Genomic DNA, 18389 nt, shown 5'->3' with positions numbered 1-18389 from the left:
GATCAACATCCCGCTCAAGGCCTCCGATAATCATCGGAAACACAATGGACCCAACCCCCGGTCGGTGGGGTCCCTTTTGGACGCCGATCACCCCAGAAGCGGGGTCCTTATTCCACGCCGAACAACAAACATGCAGGATCGCGCCGACGAGCAGGCTGTGCGAGGTCTTTTCCCAATGGTTACGTTTGTCGAGGCTGCCTTCGGGATCAACGAGAATATCCGCGATGTTCTGCACATCACGGACTTCCCATTCACCTTGCCGCACTTCCAGAAGCGGGTTGTAAGCTGCCGAGTGCACATTGGTCGGATCGAACAGCAGGACGCGGCCATGACGGGACCGGAAACCTGCGGTCAGATTCCAGTTCTCGCCCTTGATGTCATGGACAATGCAACTTCCCGGCCAGGTCAGCAACGTCGGCACGACGAGGCCCACGCCCTTGCCGGATCGGGTTGGCGCAAAGCACAGCACATGCTCGGGGCCGTCATGACGAAGATAATCCTTGCTGTGCCGCCCCAACACGACGCCATCGGGGCCGAGCAATCCGGCCGCATGGATTTCCTTATCCTCGGCCCATCGCGCCGAACCGTAGGTGGCAACATTGCGGGCTTCCCTTGCCCGGATGATCGACATGAAGAAGGCGGCAGCTATGGCAAGAACCGCCCCGGACGTGGCGATGAACGCGCCTTCGGTAAAGATGCCGGGCGCATAGGCGTCATAGGAAAACCACCACCAGAAGAAGGCCGGTGGATAATAGAACGGCCATCCCGCAACATCGAACCAGGGATTGCCGAGCTTTGGCTGGAAGCCGAGCCGGAAAGCCACCCATTGCGTTGCAGCCCAGACCATCACCACGACGATGGTGAAGACGACAATGATCTGGCCCCAGAGTATTCGCCCTCCACGCATATAGATTCCAATCGGCAAAAGAGACGGAGCCGATCAGAGAATGGGCGTTTTCGGGAAGTGCAACAGCCAAGGTGTGGCCATAGGGCTGCCGAATACTATCGGCGGCAAATCGGATGGGTGACGGCGGCGCTATTCCGGCACCGTTCACGGTGGACTATCGCGAATCAAACTTCGGCTTTGTGCGGCCCATCTGTGTCGCCAGCGTGAGTAAATTCAATAGTGCGGGATCTCGGTTGTGGGGCGACCAGATGGCCGAAAATGGGATGGCTTCGGGCTCGTCAACCACTGGAAGGAAAATCAGATTTGGCGTGCACGCCGCCGCGGTTTCCTCAACAAAAAGCGAGACACCATGCCCGGAAGCAATCACCGACAACAGCGCGCTGCGGCCAGTATCGACGCGGCGGATCGTAGGCGTTGGCCATTTCCCGGCCGAGCGAAGCACAATAAGGTCATGAACCTGTGGACCGGTCCCACCATGGCGAACAAGGAAGGTTTCGCTCGCAAGCTGCTGCCACTCCACATCCGATTGTGCTGCCAAGGGATGCTTCACCGGCAGCGCCACCATCAAGCGATCCCGCCAGATGACGCGGGAATTGAGATCCGGGATTTGGTGGGTGCAGGCCATAAAGGCAACATCAAGCCTGCTTTCTCGCACCATGTTTTGCCCATCACGCGCCGTGCCCTCGGTGATATGCAGTTGAACGCCGGGATTCTTGGTATGAAACCGCTCCAGCAGTCGGTCTAGAAAGCAGCCCGGCGTGAGGGCGTGGATGCCGATGCGAAGCATGCTGTCCTTTCCGCACGCTTGCATCCCCGCCGTCTTGATGGCACGGTCCAGGATGCCCATCGCGTCCTCGACATGATCGACGAAACGTCGGCCAGCTTCAGTCACGCGGACGCCGCGCGTGTTACGGTCGAAGAGGACGACGCCCAAATCTTCCTCCAGCGCCTTTATCCGTGAGCTGACGCTTGACTGGCTGGTGCCGAGCGCCTGCGCTGCACGGTGGAAGCTGAGATACTCTGCGACCGCGAGCGCCTGGACCAAAGCGACCATCGGAACGCGAACGCCAAGAATAGCACTTCTCAGCTCTGCGCTTTCTGTAATGTTGCTCCTCCGCCTACGCATTGAGGTGCCCTACGGTATCAGCAAGAGGCTTCCGGTCGTGCGACCGGCTTCAAGATCGGATTGAGCCTGCGCCGCGTCGGCCAGAGGATACTCGCCCCCAATCTCGGCGCAGACGCCTTTCTGCATCATTTCGAGCAAAGCTTCGGCTGCACGATGATAGGCTGGCAGGTCGGCGGCATAAGCCATCACACTTGGCCGAGCGAGCGACAACGAACGGATGGGACCGATATCCTCTACCGCAAGTGACGGAATAGGTCCGGCTGCCTGACCGATGCTTGCGACCGTGCCGAAGCGCCGGGTGCAAGCCAGGCTTCTAAGCAGCGTATCACCACCGATCCCGTCGACGGCAAAATCTACACCGACGCCTTGGGTCAGCGATCCGACCTCGGACACAAGATCAGCATTTCTCCCGACGATGATATGATCCGCACCGTAGGATCGCGCGATGTCGGCCTTTCCTTCCGACCCTGCCGTGCCGATGACCGTGGCTCCAATGTGTTTCGCCCAACGCACGAGGATCGAACCCAGGCCGCCAGCAGCACCGTGTATAAGAATGGTCGTTCCACGTTCAACGGCATAGGTGCGGGTCAGCAGCATATGGGCAGTCAGCCCTTTGAGCATCGACGCCGCTGCGCTGCGAAACTCTATACCGTCCGGCAGTTTGATGAGCCGGGAAACCGGCAAAGAGCGCGCAGTTGCATAAGCGCCGACCGGCGCACCGGCATAGGCAACGCGATCCCCGATCGAAAAGCCAGTGACACCTTCGCCCAAAGCTTCCACTACTCCCGCGGCCTCGACGCCGAGGGTGGCAGGTAAAGAGAGGGGATAAAGGCCAGTCCGGTGATAGATGTCGATGAAGTTCACGCCGATAGCGAGGTTTCTTATCCGCACCATGCCAGGCCCCGGCTGTTCCGACGAGATTTGAGAAACCTCCAATTTTTCGACACCGCCGACGCCGGTCATGAGGACTACAGTATCCATACATATTCTCCGCGAGTTTTGTTTCAGAATCCGTGACGCAACTTTGATGCGGCACACCTATTGTCCGGGCGACTGCAAAGCGGCCGGGTTCGACAACAAAGCCACGGGTATGAGGCTGGCGGTGAGCGCGACCGCTGCGACCATCATGAGGCCGCCAAGATTGGTGAAGGAAATAACAATCGAACCCAGCAACGCGCCTGTACCAATCGCCGCATTGAAAATCGCAACATATATTGCGGATGCGGGAAGTGCCGCGTCACCCGCTGCGCGTAGAATCCAAGTCTGAAAACCGACGAAGACAGCCGCAACACCGATTCCCCAGCCAACCAGTAGGATACCGACGATAACCGCGCCTGCGTCACCACCGATCGATCCAATTCCACCCAGACATAACGCCATCAACGCGAGCGCCCCCGATACGAGCTCTTTGAGGTAGCGGTCCACGAAGACACCGGTAAGCACATTGCCAAGGAGACCGGCTACACCGAACGCAAAAAGGAGCGCGTACAATGTATTCGGTGGCATATGCAGACTGTCGGAAAGCAATGGTTCGATATAGGTGAATGCAGCAAAATGCGCCGTTATCGCACAAGCTGTTGCACCGTAAATTCGAAGAAACACCGGATCTCGGGCAATGGCCGAAAGAGCTTTTCTACCTACCGGCGAAGTGGCTTGAACTCGCGGCACGGAAAAGACAATTGCGGCGGCGGTTACAAAAGATAGTGCGGCGATACAGCCAAACGCCGTTCGCCAGCTATCGAGGTGGCCGATCATTCCCGCCAAGGGAACACCCAGAACACTGGCTGCCGACACGCCGCCGAAAATAATCGATGTTGCAATGCCGACATGCCTGGCCGGAACGATCTGCGCACCGAGCGTCCCGATCATCGCCCAGAAGATGCCGTGAGCCACCGCGCCAATTATTCTGGCACCGAAAAGCGCCGGGAAGGTCGTGGTCATGGCCGCTACGGCACTGGACAATGCCAGCACAAGCATCAGCGCCACGAGAAGCGGCTTCCGGGGCATCTGTCCCAATGCCATTGCCGAAATCAATGCGCCAGCGGCAGCGATCCAGGCGTAGCCGGTAACGATCAGGCCGACTCTGGCTTCGCTCTCGCCCAGATCGCCTGCTATCGGAGTCAGCAGACCGATAGGTGCCAGTTCCGTGGTGACGATCGCAAATGATCCGACCCCCAGGACGCCGACAGCCAGCCAGTTTCGCCACGAAGGGCGTTCTTCTTGTTCTTGCATTTGAATTGAACCTTGGAATTGGAAGGTCTAGCGGCCCCGAACAAACAGTCCGGAGATGTCAGACCGCTTGAGAGGCGAAAGCTTTTTTGGCGGCAGAGATGCCATTCATGCAGGCAGGGACACCGGCATAGACCGCTATCTGAAGAAGGATCTCGATGATCTCTTCGCGGGTGACGCCGGTATTCAAAGCCGCACGGATATGGAATTCCAGCTGTCCCGGCGCCGTCCCCATCGCCATCAAAGCCGAGACAGTCAGCATCTCGCGGGTGCGAAGGTCGATGCCCGGACGAGACACGATGTCCGCAAATGAGAAGCCGAGAATGATTTCGAGGAAGTCATCCGACAGCGCGTCCAGATTGGCGGCAACTCGCGTTGGGGCGTCAGGATCGAGTTGCTCAAGAAGAGCAAGGGCCTTGGCACGACGATCCAGGGTCATATGTTGACTCCCTTCATGCCTTCCGCCGTGTAACGGTCCCCTGCTACGGGAAGCACAGTGATCGAGCGCTCCAGGTCGGCGAGTTCGTCAGCAGACAATCCAACAGAAGTGGCAGAAGCGTTTTCTTCGAGATACTTGATCCGCTTGGTGCCGGGAATCGGCACGATGTTGTCGCCCTTGGCCAGCAGCCATGCCAAGGCCACCTGTGCCGGGGTGCAGTCCTTTTCGGCTGCAATTCCACGCACGACATCTACCAGCGCACCGTTGGTCGCAGCGTTATCCGGCGTGAAACGCGGCAGGCTGGCGCGAAAATCCCCTTCCTCGAACTGCGATCCAGCCTGAAATCTTCCGGTGAGGAACCCGCGCCCAAGCGGCGAATAGGCGACGAAGCCGATGCCCAGGTCGCGGCAAGTCGGCAATATCTCGGCTTCCACATCGCGGGTCCAGAGCGAATATTCGGTCTGCACCGCTGTGACCGGATGGACGGCATGAGCGCGGCGTAGCGTCTCGGCGCTAACTTCGCAAAGCCCGATATGGCCGATCTTGCCTTCGCGGCGCAGGGCAGCCAGTCCCTCCATCGTTTCTTCGATGGGCTGCTCGCGGTCGATTCGGTGGACGTAGTAGAGGTCGATCCGCTCCACCCCAAGCCGCTTGAGCGATCCTTCGCAGGCACGACGCATGTAGTCGGCGTTGTTGTCGATGCTGCGTGCGTATTCGCCGGGTTTGCGTACGATGCCGAACTTGGTGGCAATCTTCACCTTGGCACCGCTTTCGGCGAGGAAGCGCCCGATCAGTTCTTCATTGTGGTGCGGGCCATACATGTCGGCGGTGTCGAGGAAGTCGATGCCCAGATCGACAGCTCGTTGCAGCACCGCGAGTGATTCCTCGTCGTCGCGTGGACCATAGAATTCGCTCATCCCCATACAGCCAAGCCCGATGGAGGAAACCGATAGGTCGGGACCAAGTGTTCGCTGTTGCATTGCTTTGCTCCTTGTTCTTCGGAGACAAAGATGGTTTTCTCTTTCGATGAATAAAACCACCAAGAACCGTAAACAGATTTCCGAAATCGGAAAGCATGGCGCGGGCCGCCTTCGCTGGGACGATGCGCGGGTGTTCCTCGCCATTGCCCGCACCGGGTCGTTGAGCGGCGCGGCGGCCAGTCTCGGCACTGGCCTGGCCACCGTGTCGCGCCAGATCGAACGACTGGAAGCCGCGCTCGGACTGACGCTGTTCAGCCGGCACCAGAACGGCTATCGCCTCACGGATGACGGGGCGGCGCTGTTTGAGCGCGCCGAAACGCTCGAAGAAGCAGCCGAAGCCTTTACCGAAGGATCGGCTGCACAAGCTGGGATCGCGGGACGCGTGCGGCTCGCCACGGCCGAGACGCTGGCAAACCATATCATTATCCCGGCACTGCCGAAGCTGACCAATCAGTATCCAGACCTCACACTGGAGGTCGTCACGGACGTTCCGGCGGTCAATCTGCACCGGCGCGATGCTGATCTCGCCGTTCGACTTGTCAAGCCCGAGCGGGGGAATGTCACAATCCGGCGTCTCGGCACGCTCGGTTTCGGCCTTTATGCCTCGCGTGATTATGCCGAACATCGTCAAGATGATGCCCGGCTTGAAGCGGATCGCTTCATCACATGGTGCGAAACCTACGGTCATCTTCCTTCCGCCCGATGGGTTGAGCGCGCGTTGCGCGGACGTGCGCCGGCTCTGGCGACAACGACACTCTCGGCGCAGCTCGTCGCCGCCATCTCGGGCGTCGGATTGGCTGTGCTTCCGCACTTTCTTGGGCGACAGGGCGACCTTGTCTGCCTGCAAGGCGATCTTGGCATTGACCAAGAAATCTGGCTTGCCGTCCATTCGGACCTCGCTCAATCGCGTAGGGTTCGAGTGGTGGCGGACTTTTTGGCTAGTATGCTCCGCGAGGCCAAACAGGAACTCGAAACGCCCTACTTTGGGTGAATTTGGTGGCGAGCCGAAGAAGTTGGAGACGGCGCGCAGCGTCACGCAAATCTTTTCGCAAAGGCCACGAAGACGACGATGAGGCCAGTGGCCACGATCATTGTCCACGCGACAGGCTCTCCCAGCAGAAAACCCGCAAGTGCAAGACCGAAGAACGGTTGAAGCAACTGCAACTGGCCGACGCCTGCGATGCCGCCGAGCGCAAGGCCTCGATACCAGAAGACAAAGCCCACCAGCATGGAGAACACGGATACATAAGCGAGGCTTAGCCACGCGGGAGCGCCGATGCCTTCCAATGAGGCCGGAAGCGTCACCATTGTCAGCACCAGCATCACGGGAGCCGACAGAACCAGCGCCCATGAAATGACTTGCCATCCGCCGAGGCGGCGCGACAGTTTAGCCCCCTCCGCATAGCCAAGCCCACAAAGGATAATGGCCGCGATCATGAGAAGATCGCCGGTCTGTGATCTAGACCCACCATTGGAAATCGCGAAGGCGACGACCGTTGCGCTCCCCAAACACGAAAACAGCCAAAACATCGGCTTCGGTCGTTCACCACCGCGCAGCACGCCGAATATTGCGGTCGCAAGCGGCAGAAGGCCGATGAATACAATGGAATGGGCGGATGTGATGTGTTGAAGGGCGAGCGCGGTCAGTAACGGAAACCCGATCACCACGCCTATGGAGACGATGGCCAGAGACAGCACATCCCCGTGTTGCGGACGTGCCTGCCGCAAAAGCATGAGCAGCGCAGCCCCTAGCAGCGCAGCGATGACGGCCCGTGCGGAGGTCAGAAACAGCGGCGAGAAATCCGCTACCGCCACGCGCGTAGCAGGCAGGGAGCCGCTGAAAATGATAACGCCGAGCAGTCCGCTGCCCCAGCCTTCCACCGATGATCTTGTATCGTCCATCACACCTCGCTTTCCATTCGCGGGAATAGACGATTTTGGCTGGTGCGATCAGCTACAAATCAATACAATTAAAACAAACCGTATTGATAGAGAAGGTAATACACTTGGGCGTGGTGGTGGAGCAGCCAGTCGGCCGCAGGGGAACGCGAACCATCGACGTGATGACGGCGATACGGGCGAAAGTTGCCAGTCGAGCGCTTGGCCCCGACGACCGGCTGCCATCTATTCGGGCCTTCGCCAAGACGATGGGCGTTTCTCCCTCCACGGTCGTCGAAGCCTATGACCGGCTCGCGGCCGAAGGGTTGATCCGCGCGAAGCAAGGATCGGGTTTCTATGTCTCCGCATCCGCGTTGCCACCTTTGGTTCTGGCGGAAAAACTGCCCCCGACAGAGCGCGCGGTCGATCCGTTCTGGGTTTCGCGGCAATCGCTCGATGCTGATTCTGCGGCGCTGAAACCCGGTTGCGGCTGGCTTCCGCCGGACTGGATGCCGCATGAGGCGCTGCGCCGGGCGTTGCGCGCCATCGCACGTGCCGACAATGCCGTTCTGTCGGACTACGGCAGCACGCGTGGTTCGTTCACGCTGCGTCGCCTCCTGATGGGGCGTTTTGCCGAGGAAGGAATAGAGTTATCGCCCGACCAACTCTTGCTGACCGCATCGGGAACACAAGCGGTCGATCTGATCTGCCGTTTCCTGCTTCGTCCGGGCGATGCGGTGCTGGTGGACGATCCCTGCTACTTCAATTTTCGGGCCTTGTTGCGCGCGCATCAGGTGAAGATTGCCAGCGTGCCCTATACGCCGTCGGGACCGGACATTGCCTCTTTCGAGGCGATACTCGCTGCCGAGCGTCCGCGCCTCTATCTCACCAACTCCGCGCTTCACAACCCTACGGGCGCGACCCTAACGGCGCAGGCTGCGCATCGTCTTCTCAATGCCGCCGCCGCCCATGACCTGACCATCGTGGAGGATGACATATTTGCCGATTTCGAGCCGGAACCTTCGGTTCGATTGGCAGCGTTGGATGGCCTCAACAGCGTCATCCGTATTGGCAGCTTTTCCAAGACCCTATCCGCCTCGGTGCGCTGCGGTTACATCGCTGCCCGCCCGGACTGGATTTCCGACCTCTTGGACCTACAGGTTGCGACCAGCTTTGGCGGGCCGAGTCCCTTGGCGACGGAACTGATCGCCAGCGTTCTGTCGAGCGGCAGCTATCGCAAGCATATGGAGGAATTGCGCCGCCGTCTTGCGCGAGTGCGCCGCGAGACGGCAGGGAAACTGCAGCACATCGGAATCGAGCCGTGGCTGATGCCACGTGGCGGGTTCTATCTTTGGTGCCGCCTACCAGACGGCTGTAATTCCGCCGATATGGCGCGCGCCAGCTTGGCCGACAATGTTGTGCTCGCCCCTGGTAACGTGTTCAGCGCATCGCAAACGGCTGCCAGCTTCATGCGTTTCAACGTCGCCCAATGCGACGATCCGATTGTCATAGACGTTTTGCAACGCACGATTGGAAAGTCCTGCCCGTCAAACTGCTAAAGGCCCAATCCCCGCTGCCGCTCAAGCTGCCACGAGACTGATCCACCCTGCACGATGCCCGCAACCTCGCGGCCGATCTGGCGGTCGATTACTGGCCGCCATGGGACGAGAGTGAACTCGTGGCTCTTTTCGATAATGGCGAATTTGCCGCTCGATAGATGTGCGGTCCCGGTGAACTTGCCAGTGACAGTTTCTCCATCGGCAGCCGCGCGGAATGGCAAGCCCTTGCTCTCGGCCATTTCCGCGCCGACGCGGGCCACCTCCCGTTCGCGCAGATTGGCGAGCAGGTTGCGCCTATAGAGAATGCGTCCATTCTGCTGCCGCGTGGCATCGCCCTGTGCGATATGATGCTCACGGCGCTGATCCATCGCCTCGCGCACCTGCTGACCGAACCCTGCCGGGGTAAGGTCCGAAGCGTCCGGCGTCACCAGTCGCCGGTCCAGCCAGGTCGTACCATCGGCGCCGATCTGCTTTTCCAGATCGAAGGTGGAGACGACGCGGATGCTGGCCTGCCGGTTGCGACCAGCATCATAGGCGGCGGCGCGATTCTCGAAGTCATCGGGGATGCGCCACTGGTCAGCGTCGATCCGTTCAGCAATGCCAGCGCGGCGCAGCGCCTCCAGTCGTCGGACATGGGCATCGACATAGCCCTCGTAATCACCACCCGGCACACGTCCCTCGAATTTCACCTGTTCGAGATGACGGCTTGGCCGGTAAATACCGTTCTCCGAGATCTTGGCGATGGTGCGATCAGAGGGACGTTGCGCTGTATCTGCAAGACCGACTTCCACGATGCTGCCGATCCGGGCGTCCTCGACGCGGGCCGGATCAATGCCGGGAAGATGGTGTGTTCGTCCGTCGATGCCGTCCACCACGAGCGTCAGGTTCTCGCCCATCTCGTCAGTGAGATATTTGTCCACAACGCGGCCGGTGATGGGTGCCGCGGGTGCTGCATCGTGAAGCTGGAAGGTTATTGGATCACGTTCCTGCCCATCAGCCTTCAGCGCCTTGTGCATGTTACGGATGATGTCGCCGCGTTCACCCAGTTCACGCAACGCCGGTTCCATCTTCGCGCCAAGCTCCCAGACGCCCTGCGCGTGTTCGGTGGCCAGCCCCATCTTTTCGAGTTTGGCGAGACGGCGCAGGCGAAGCGTCCGGTTGAACTGGCGGCGTGCATCTGTCGGTTCATGGCGCAGATCGAGGAACCTTTCATCGGCCTCCTCGGTCATGGCGCGGTCGATGCGCGTGAAGCGATCCTGATCGATTTCGGCGGACAGTTTGCGGCTCTGCTCGATCTCGGTCACGGGGCCGAGTTCCAGCGTGGTCAGTTCGCTCGCCCGCTCACGAATACCATTGGCGAGATAGTCGCCGTTGATGACCAGGTTCTCGCCCAGATCGTCCTTCCCCCGAACAATGACATGGACATGGGGATGGCCGGTATTGTGGTGATTGACCGCCACCCAATCGAGTTTCGTGCCAAGGTCGGCCTCGATGCGGATCATCAGGTCTCGGGTGTGTTCGGTGAGATCGGAAAGATCGGCGGCATCTTCGGGCGAAACGATAAAGCGAAACTGGTGGCGATCATCCTTGCCGCGATCAAGAAAGGCATCTCCATCGGCACGATCCTCGGTGGCGGAATAGAGCTGGCCACGTTCGCCATCGCGCGAGGTGCCGTCGCGCTGGATGTAGCGCAGATGGGCTGCCCCTTTGCCATTCTTCCCCGCGCTCTGGACGTATCGGGTCTTGACGACGACGCGGCGCACTCCGGCCGCACTGTGACGCCAACTGCCCGACAGGGTTCGGGCGCGGACAAAGGCTGCACCTCGGCCACGCTTGACGCCCGGACCTTTGCCAGCCCGCGATGCCTTCCCGCTCTTTCCGGCCGAACCAGATGAAGGCGACCAGGATGTCCGTGATGCGAATGATGATGATCTGCCGGAGCGGTTGCTATGCTGACGCGCAAGCTTCTTCGCCTGCGTCAGAAAGCTCTTCGCCTTGCCCGCCTTCGGCACGTCGGATTTGATCCGACCTGGCCTCGGGCGAAAGCGGTTCTCGTCGTCGGCGCTCATGGGCGCATCCCATGCCGTTTTGGTACGCAAACGGCAGATATTCGACTATAGTGCCGGTCAAAACCCAGCAAAACCAAGGCTTTGCGCCATATCGCGGCACGCGAGACCCAAAAGCATGGTGCCGTGCGCCGCGCCCCAAAACAGTGTGCAGACAAGGGCTTGCCCAGAAACCGGCCCGACAGGGTGCCGGTTTCCTTTATCTTGCCCTCCGCCTTCCCTGCCCTTTTTGCCCTTCCTGCCGGGAATGCAGCCAGGCGACCCCTTGCGTGACTGCACACCGGAAGCGGACCGAAAGCGCGTGGAGACGTCATGCTCATGGCGCATCTCCATTGCTCGCACGGGCCACGAAAATGCCGCCGTCCTGCGGCTCCTGATCGACGGAATCGCGCAGAGGAACGGTTGCGCGGACGTCGCTCGACGGCTGATTGGCCGCCACCGAATTGCCGCCGGATTGCGCAACAAAGAGCGGAGCTTCGCGCCAATCCGGCGGTGGCGGCGGCACGATCGTCGGCACATCAGGCGCAGCCGCATGCCCGAGAACAGGTGCGAGCGTGGCGACATAGGCGCGTGTTTCTGCGGGCAAAGTGCGACCTGTCGCCAGATGCTCGTCATAGCGACCGGGACCGGCATTGTAGGCGGCAAGCATGGCCGCGACATTGCCATAGCGGTCCCACATCTCGCGCAGATACGCCGTACCTGCGAGGATGTTGTCGCGCGGATCGTAAGGATCGCGCCCGAGGCCATGGCGGCTGCGCAGGCCCGCCCAGGTATCGGGCATGACCTGCATCAGTCCCATTGCACCCGCCGATGAGATGGCGCGTACATCACCCGCGCTTTCCACACGCAGCACGGCCCGAATCCAGTGCTCTGGAATGCCGAAGCGCTGTGACGCCTCGGCAATGAAAGCAGCATGGGGATGCGCGGTAACAGGCGCGGGTTGCGGCGTGACCTGCGCAATGGCTGGCGTCAATCCGCTGCCAGCCGACAGAAGGGCCGTGAAGAGAAGAAGGGCGCAGGATCGCATGATCTCAGTCCCGGTCTTCGCGGGGCCGCGGGCGGCTCCAGTGCAGCGACCATGACGAGCCTGCATCGTCGTCGCGGAACAGGTTGGCGCGGATCGGCTGCGGCAGGGCGGGATCGTCGAGCAGCACCGAGAGATATTCGCCAGCCTTTTCGCCGGTGCGTTTCCAAGCAGCCCCGACCTCCGGCCCGTCATGTTCAATGTAATGGACGCGATAGTCCGGCGCATTTTCCGCATCGGAATGTTCAGCGGGCACGATGACGAGATCGCGCTTCATGGTGAGCGTGACGAGCTGACCGGCAAAGCCGGATGCGTCACGCGCGAATTGACCGATCTGTGGCATGGTATGTCTCCTGTGTTGGTGGTTTTGGCGTGGGTTCAATGCGTGGCCGCCCGCCATTCGTAGCGGCCATTACCTTCCCCATCGGTCCAGAGCGGCAGCGCCCGGCCGATGACGGAACTGGCGGGAACAGGTCCGAAGTAACGGCCGTCGAGGCTGTCCCGGATGTCCCAATTCATGAGGAAGAGTTCACCGTCGCCGATGATGCGGCAGCCCTGCCAGACCGGCAGATCGCGGCCCTTGCGGTCGCGCTCCAGCGCGTCCCCTATCTCGACGTTATCGACGGTAATGATCATGCCGTTGCGGCAGACGCGCTGTCCCGGCAGGCCGAGGACGCGCTTCAGCAGCGGGACGTCGCGCCCGACATAGCCACGCTCGACCATAAAGTCGGCGAGCGGTTCGGGCGGCATGATGGCGACCAGTTCGGGAACTTCGAGCGCATCGGCGGGAGCAACCGTGTAGAAGCCGATGGGCGCGCTGGCAGTCGCATTCCAGATCAGCCGGGTTGGCAAATCGGCAACCGCCGTGGCGACAAGCGTGCCGACGGCCAGCATGGACACAGCGAGGATATGGCGGCGGCTCATGGCGCGATCCTCCGGCGGCTGACCCATGCGGCATGGCGCTCCGGGGTGTAGGGATTGGGTTCCTGACCGGCACTCAAACGGTTGTGGACGTGTCGCCAATGGTCCGGCGCAACATCGGCCGGGTCGACGCCAAGCGCGTCCACCGCATCGATCAGGGCCAGCACCCGCTGGACTTGTCGCCAGCCGTCGATACGCAGCAGTATCTCGCCGCCAGGACGAACGAAGGGCACGGTCTGGTACGGTTCGCCACGCCCGGTAGCACGCAGGATGTCGAGCCGCGAAACGATGGTGCCGTAATCGTTGGAGGCCCAGCGGACGAAGGCGAAGATGCTTTCGGGCGCAAAGCCGATCAGACTGCGGCGGCGGTCGATGATCTGCTCGAAGCTCTTGCGGCCAAAGCGTATCCAGCGCTCGACCTTCTTCTTCTGGAAGGTCAGTTCGACCATTGTGGTGAACGGTGCAGGCCCGTCCGCCTGCGGATGCTCAAGAGCGGCGCGCACGGTTTTGCCGGTCATGGCTGATCTCCTTCGGTGGGTGGAAACTCGCGGGCCAGCATCTCGCGCAGCATCACGGCGACGGTGACGCCACGCCGGAAAGCCGCAACCTTGATGCGCCCGCGCAGTTCGGGCGTGATGTCGATGGTCAGGCGGGCGGTGAACGCATCCGCAACCGTCTTGCCGGTTGTCGGCGCCTCGGCGGCTCTGACCCAGCTATCGGGATTGCCCGGACGCGATGCGAAGCCGGATTTGACGGGTGGACGTGTCATGGCACGATCCTCCCGATACCGAGGCCATCGATCTCGCCCACCAGCGCTGTGACCTCCTGTGCGGCCCGTTCGCCGCCATCAGTCTCGGAGACCAGTCGCCCGGTCTGTGCGGCTTCGGCGAAGGCGACACGCTGGCCGATCGTCGTAGCCAGCAAGGGCGGATCATGGTCCGCCAGTGTCTCGGCCGTTTCGCGGGCGATGACGGTGCGCGCACCGCATCGGTTGAGCAGAAAACGGGCGGCCAGTTCAGGGCGATAGATGCGTGCTTCGTTCAGAAGCGCCAGCATCTCGGCCGAGGCCCAGCCGTCGAAAGGAGATGGCTGCACCGGGATCAGCACCAGATCGGCTGCAAGCAGCGCTGAGCGCATCAGAGCAGCGACACGGGGCGGACCATCAATGACGACATGATCGGCGTCACGCGCCAGTTCCGGCGCTTCCCTGTGTAGGGTATCGCGGGCAAGGCCGATGACGGTGAACAGCCTTGGCAGCCCTTCATGGCTGCGCCGCTGCGACCAGTCGAGTGCGGAGCCTTGCGGGTCGGCATCAATCAGGATGACGCGCTTGCCTTGCGCAGCCCAGGCTCCGGCGAGATGCAGCGCCAGCGTGGTCTTGCCCACACCGCCTTTCTGGTTGAGGAGCGCGACGATCATGGCTTACCCCGCCCAGGTCGGCGGAAAGTGGCACTGGCACCGTGCCTTTCATGCGCGCGCGTCAAAGAAGAAAAGTTAGATTCTATGTTAGATTCTATGTTAGCAGTCGGATTCTGCTTTTCGTTCCAGAGGCTTAACTGGGGTTCGTGCGCCTGATGTGCCGATAGTGCTGCGCCTGATGTACCGATACCCTTTGCGCCTGATGTACCGACGGCATCCACAATGTTATCCACAGGCACTGTGGATAGATTTTCAGGGCGGATTCGCAGCAGTTCACGGCGATCTTCGCGCAGGATCTTGAGCTGGTAGCCGGGCAGCGGCTGGCGGGCCGCAATGCGGCGCAGGTCCAGCGCAAAGTCCGATGGCCGGGCCATGCTGCCGGATTTCTGGTGGAGGTGGGCGATCTCGAACAGCCAGCCATGTGGCTGATGCCCGGCATGTTTGCGGGCGACACGGTAGAGCCAGCGCTCGATACCGCCTGTCAGCCGGAAATAATCCGGGTCGATGGTCAGGACCAGAGAACGGTCAAGGACACTGTTGTAGAACCACTCGGGCAGGACAAACTCCATGCCCTCGACGCGACCGTCGCGCGTGGTCATCTCCTCCCATTCGTTGATCCAGGAGAACTGGCGGCGGCGCCAATGCTTGCCGTTACGGATCGTCGTGGCGACGACCGTGGATTGCAGCCGGGCAAGCGCTGCCTTCAGCAGCAGATATTGCCGGTTTCCGGTGTCGCGGCCGATGGCGCGCAGCAGATGATAGGGCGTGAAGCGGAAGAAGCGGGATGTCTTGATACCGTTGTTTTCGGCGGCAACGATCTGGCTTGCAGCCCAGATCAGCACATCGGCATCCCAGATCGTCGCCATTCCATGTTCGGGCATCCCGAACACCTGCACCTCGACATCGGCGGTCTTGTAGAGGATCGGCTTCGTGCGCGGCGTCTTCGCCAGCGAGAAGAAAGGCCGCTCCATCAGATCGCGCTGGTCGCGCGGACTGGCATCGCCGGTTGCGACCACGAAGGGATCGAGGTGGCTGCGCTCGCTACCGCCTTCTCGTCGCAGAGCGTCAGGGTGATCGACGCGCCGCATTCAGAGCTTGCTCCGCTCTTCAGGCGTCAGGGGGCGAGCCGGAAAGACCGTGCCGGCGTCCTTGTCACTGGTGGATTTGCGTGCGCCGATGTCGGCCCAGGCCTGAAGATCCTCGACCGTGTAGAGAACCCGGCCACCGATTTTGCGATAGGTCGGGCCGGTCCCGTAGGTCCGGTGCTTTTCCAACGTGCGAAGAGAAATGCCAAGGAAACGTGCTGCTTCCTGAGTACGCAGCATGCGCGGTGGCATTTCCGTGTTGCGGCGCTCGGCCATGAGATCACCTCCGGTTCGTCAGATTGGTGCGGCTGCCGGAGACGGCGGCGCGCTATGGCGAACCATGGGAAGTGATCGGCGGTGTGTAGCGTGCCGCATTTGCGCCTATGCGCAGACGGCACCCCCGAAAGGGGCTATGTCAGCGCGAAAAGACGTGAGATTTCAGCAACTCAGTGAGCCCGCTGCGGATTCGCCCAAGACATCCGCGCGCAGTTCGGCTATGAATGCAGATGGGGCAGACGCACTGCTCCGGGGCTTAGTAACCCCTGTTGACGGTTGGTGTCGGCCGTGACGGCACCACACTCCTTGACCCTATGGTCGGGGAGCCTGTGGCGTATGCAACAGGCTTTCCAGCTAAAGGCCATGGGGCCGTTCAACACGGTTACTAACTCCCCGATCACCAGGAGTCAGAGAGTTTTATTGCGGGGGCGAACCGCAGAAACTCTTCTGAAAGAAGGGGAATGACCGTGAAAGCACCCGTCGAACTTGACCCCGATGTGGATGATCTGGCCCCGTCCGGCCATGTCATCACCGCCTATGACGAGCAGCACTTTGTGACCTATCTGCGTATTCTGGACGCCAAGTCCGAGGAAGCCGACTGGAAGGAAGTGGCGCGAATTGTTCTGCACCGCGATCCGGAATCAGATGAGATGCGCACCCGGCGATGCTGGCAGAGCCATTTGGAACGCGCCCAATGGCTGTCGCGGGAAGGTTACAGGCAAATACTGGAACAGGCTGCCGCAAACAGGAATCGGTGAGATCGCCTCAGTCGCCTTTTGATCGTGGAATCGGCTTGACCGGATAATGCAAAAGCAGCCGATAGCCGCCGCGCATCATCCTGATGCCGTGGGCAACAAGACGACGTGCCTTGTTCTTGCGCGGATCAGTCTCGAAATCTTCCTTGTCGCCACGGAAGCCGAGCAGGACTTCGGCAACGGCGCGATAGCTTTCGCCGTGCAGCCGTGCGTCCAGCGCCCGCAGCGACAGAAGGTGCCATTGCCGAAGCTGCGCTGGCATGGCACGAATATCCGGCCCCGGAGAGCGGCCTGTCAGGCACCTCCAGAGACGGCGGGCCGCATGGGCGCGTAACTCCATGAACTCGTCCATGGGCAGGATTGCAGCATAGAAAGCTGCCGCATCGATCGCGCCCTGTGGCAGCCAGAATTGATGCTCCATCCCACCGATACGCCAGATTGCGTGCCAGCCATCCGGCGCGCGGCGCAGGATCAGGCCATCGAGATGTGCAAGAGCGACAAGCCGCCCGCCATCGGCATCGTTCTGCTCGACCGGAGACAGAATAATGGCCTGCGGATTGAAATGCGGAGACCAGAAAGGCGGTGCGCCGTCAGGCTGCGCGTCGGGGTCGTGTGCGAAATCGCACCCCCCAGCGGGAAGCAAAGGCGTCAACCTCTTCCCCCGCGGGTTCTCTCCTCTGCGCGAGTCTCTTGACGTCATGGCGATAGTCTTCGTTACGACGAAGATATTCCCAGGCGAACCCGGCGGGCGGAAGGTCTTTAATGCGTTTATAGGCCGCCGGAGTACGCCAATCTATGCTCTGCATGGCGCGTCCTCCCAAAGCCGGACGGCACAAGGCCACGTCCGACTTGAAAAGGCTGCGGTATTGAATGGTTTTACGGTAGCGTGTGTAACGCGATAAGTGGATCGCCTAACCCGATCAATCCATTATACAATCTTTCGTTAGCACTGTTGCGCACCACATGGGAGACACCCTGGCGACATTCCCGTGTCAGTGATCGAAGCCGAATGGCGGAAACGAAACACCGCGTGGTTCCGGCGCAGTCGATAGCGCGGCCCGCTGGGCGACAAGGCGGCCGCCCATTACGGGCAAGTCCGCGCCGACCTGGAACCTGTGGGCGCCCTGCCGGCCGCACGACGTGCAGATCGGCGCACACGCCCGCAGCAAGGGGCTGATCATGGTAACGAACAATATGAAGGAGTTCGTCCGCATCCTCGGCGTGCGGGTGGAGAACCGGGTGCAGCGGTTGCGGTGGGCGTGACAGCGTTCCTGCGGGTATGAGAAAGGCCCCGACCTTGCGGTCGGGGCCTTTGTTCCGCGCCTCAGTCGCCGCGGCGACCGTTGGGGCGGGACCAGATGAGGGAGAAGGTGTCGCCTTCTTCGTCATCGAAGAGGTTGGCATAGATCGGGGCGTTGAAGCTCGGATCGTCCAGCTTGAGGCCCAGATAGTCGCGGCCCTCGTTGGAGCGCTTGGACCAGGCGGCGCCGATTTCGGCGCGGCCGACCAGAACCCGGTGGCTGGGGTCGTTCTCGCCGGTGGCGCGCAGGTCGGGAACGATGCGCACGCCTTTGGCCTGGACGCTGAGGGTGACGATTTCGCCGGTGAAGTCGTTCGAGCCGGTCTTCTTGAAGGTGCCGATGGTTGCCATTTTAAGTCTCCGTTTTCCGTTTCCGAGCCCGCACCATTGCGGCCTCTATGGCGATCGACGGGCCGGAGACGAAC

23 protein-coding genes are annotated in these 18389 nt (G+C 61.1%); 4 read left to right on the top strand and 19 right to left on the bottom strand.

Annotated features, from left to right (window positions below):
• The 6 genes from IT41_RS15640 to IT41_RS15615 form a co-directional block, all read right to left on the bottom strand.
• The coding region (locus IT41_RS15640; protein WP_197056011.1) for a type IV secretory system conjugative DNA transfer family protein at positions 1–907 on the bottom strand (907 nt) is incomplete at its 3' end.
• 154 nt (positions 908–1061) lie between these two features.
• Entirely contained in the window at positions 1062–1961 is a 900-nt protein-coding gene (locus IT41_RS15635; protein WP_036743119.1) for a LysR family transcriptional regulator, read from the bottom strand.
• 81 nt (positions 1962–2042) lie between these two features.
• Positions 2043–3014: a quinone oxidoreductase family protein gene (locus tag IT41_RS15630; RefSeq protein ID WP_036743114.1), complete on the bottom strand. Its 972-nt coding sequence runs from the start codon at positions 3012–3014 to the stop codon at positions 2043–2045.
• A gap of 57 nt (positions 3015–3071) precedes the next feature.
• Entirely contained in the window at positions 3072–4265 is a 1194-nt protein-coding gene (locus IT41_RS15625) for an MFS transporter (protein WP_036743111.1), read from the bottom strand.
• Positions 4266–4323: 58 nt separating this feature from the next.
• Entirely contained in the window at positions 4324–4701 is a 378-nt protein-coding gene (locus IT41_RS15620) for a carboxymuconolactone decarboxylase family protein (protein WP_036743110.1), read from the bottom strand.
• A complete protein-coding gene (locus IT41_RS15615) occupies positions 4698–5681 on the bottom strand; it encodes an aldo/keto reductase (protein WP_036743109.1) in 984 nt (327 codons plus the stop codon). The genes IT41_RS15620 and IT41_RS15615 overlap by 4 nt, the downstream gene beginning before the upstream one ends.
• A 46-nt stretch (positions 5682–5727) precedes the next feature.
• On the opposite strand from IT41_RS15615, the gene IT41_RS15610 reads away from it, so the two are divergent.
• Entirely contained in the window at positions 5728–6672 is a 945-nt protein-coding gene (locus IT41_RS15610; RefSeq protein WP_081967584.1) for a LysR family transcriptional regulator, read from the top strand.
• 41 nt (positions 6673–6713) lie between these two features.
• Here IT41_RS15610 and IT41_RS15605 read toward each other — a convergent pair whose 3' ends face one another.
• Positions 6714–7583 (bottom strand): DMT family transporter, encoded by an 870-nt coding sequence (locus IT41_RS15605; RefSeq protein WP_036743107.1) that lies wholly within the window; start codon positions 7581–7583, stop codon positions 6714–6716.
• 110 nt (positions 7584–7693) lie between these two features.
• On the opposite strand from IT41_RS15605, the gene IT41_RS15600 reads away from it, so the two are divergent.
• On the top strand, positions 7694–9118 hold the full coding sequence (locus IT41_RS15600) for an aminotransferase-like domain-containing protein (RefSeq protein WP_231564771.1): 1425 nt from the start codon (positions 7694–7696) through the stop codon (positions 9116–9118).
• On the opposite strand, the gene IT41_RS21685 is transcribed toward IT41_RS15600, so the two are convergent.
• The 9 genes from IT41_RS21685 to IT41_RS15555 form a co-directional block, all read right to left on the bottom strand.
• Positions 9115–10347, bottom strand: a complete 1233-nt coding sequence (locus tag IT41_RS21685) for a DUF3363 domain-containing protein (protein ID WP_269429322.1) — start codon at positions 10345–10347, stop codon at positions 9115–9117. The two genes, IT41_RS15600 and IT41_RS21685, sit on opposite strands and share 4 nt — an antisense overlap.
• A gap of 1153 nt (positions 10348–11500) precedes the next feature.
• Positions 11501–12211, bottom strand: coding sequence for a lytic transglycosylase domain-containing protein (locus IT41_RS15590; protein ID WP_036743101.1), 711 nt, complete (start codon positions 12209–12211; stop codon positions 11501–11503).
• Between the two features lie 4 nt (positions 12212–12215).
• Entirely contained in the window at positions 12216–12551 is a 336-nt protein-coding gene (locus IT41_RS15585) for a DUF736 domain-containing protein (protein ID WP_013368398.1), read from the bottom strand.
• A gap of 35 nt (positions 12552–12586) precedes the next feature.
• Complete coding sequence (locus tag IT41_RS15580) at positions 12587–13132, bottom strand: S26 family signal peptidase (protein WP_036743138.1); 546 nt, start codon at positions 13130–13132, stop codon at positions 12587–12589.
• Complete coding sequence (locus tag IT41_RS15575) at positions 13129–13647, bottom strand: DUF2840 domain-containing protein (RefSeq protein WP_036743097.1); 519 nt, start codon at positions 13645–13647, stop codon at positions 13129–13131. The genes IT41_RS15580 and IT41_RS15575 overlap by 4 nt, the downstream gene beginning before the upstream one ends.
• Positions 13644–13898 carry a hypothetical protein gene (locus IT41_RS15570; protein WP_036743095.1) on the bottom strand — a complete coding sequence of 85 codons (255 nt, stop codon included), beginning with the start codon at positions 13896–13898 and terminating at the stop codon, positions 13644–13646. Before IT41_RS15570 ends, IT41_RS15575 begins: the two co-directional genes overlap by 4 nt.
• Entirely contained in the window at positions 13895–14548 is a 654-nt protein-coding gene (gene parA, locus IT41_RS15565) for a ParA family partition ATPase (RefSeq protein WP_036743094.1), read from the bottom strand. Before parA ends, IT41_RS15570 begins: the two co-directional genes overlap by 4 nt.
• Positions 14545–15636, bottom strand: a complete 1092-nt coding sequence (locus IT41_RS15560) for a replication initiator protein A (RefSeq protein WP_036743092.1) — start codon at positions 15634–15636, stop codon at positions 14545–14547. Before IT41_RS15560 ends, parA begins: the two co-directional genes overlap by 4 nt.
• The gene (locus IT41_RS15555; RefSeq protein WP_036743091.1) at positions 15637–15909 is read right to left on the bottom strand and encodes a helix-turn-helix transcriptional regulator; all 273 of its coding nucleotides are present in this window, start codon (positions 15907–15909) and stop codon (positions 15637–15639) included. It lies immediately after the preceding gene.
• Between the two features lie 461 nt (positions 15910–16370).
• Here IT41_RS15555 and IT41_RS15550 point away from each other — a divergent pair, with 461 nt between their 5' ends.
• A complete protein-coding gene (locus IT41_RS15550) occupies positions 16371–16667 on the top strand; it encodes a DNA -binding domain-containing protein (protein ID WP_414811559.1) in 297 nt (98 codons plus the stop codon).
• A 7-nt stretch (positions 16668–16674) separates the two neighbouring features.
• Here IT41_RS15550 and IT41_RS15545 read toward each other — a convergent pair whose 3' ends face one another.
• Together IT41_RS15545 and IT41_RS22070 are read right to left on the bottom strand one after the other, a co-directional pair.
• Positions 16675–17316: a DUF2285 domain-containing protein gene (locus IT41_RS15545; protein ID WP_231564769.1), complete on the bottom strand. Its 642-nt coding sequence runs from the start codon at positions 17314–17316 to the stop codon at positions 16675–16677.
• Entirely contained in the window at positions 17255–17470 is a 216-nt protein-coding gene (locus IT41_RS22070) for a transcriptional regulator domain-containing protein (protein WP_074948165.1), read from the bottom strand. Before IT41_RS22070 ends, IT41_RS15545 begins: the two co-directional genes overlap by 62 nt.
• Positions 17471–17804: 334 nt before the next feature.
• On the opposite strand from IT41_RS22070, the gene IT41_RS21910 reads away from it, so the two are divergent.
• Entirely contained in the window at positions 17805–17927 is a 123-nt protein-coding gene (locus IT41_RS21910; RefSeq protein WP_269429321.1) for a PIN domain-containing protein, read from the top strand.
• A gap of 61 nt (positions 17928–17988) precedes the next feature.
• On the opposite strand, the gene IT41_RS15535 is transcribed toward IT41_RS21910, so the two are convergent.
• Positions 17989–18315 carry a DUF736 domain-containing protein gene (locus IT41_RS15535; protein ID WP_036743090.1) on the bottom strand — a complete coding sequence of 109 codons (327 nt, stop codon included), beginning with the start codon at positions 18313–18315 and terminating at the stop codon, positions 17989–17991.
• Between the last annotated feature and the right edge of the window lie 74 nt (positions 18316–18389).

This window comes from Paracoccus halophilus (genome assembly GCF_000763905.1).
GTDB lineage: Bacteria > Pseudomonadota > Alphaproteobacteria > Rhodobacterales > Rhodobacteraceae > Paracoccus > Paracoccus halophilus.
The sequence above is the reverse complement of the archived record's forward strand: the minus strand, read 5'-3'. Positions and strand labels throughout refer to the sequence as shown.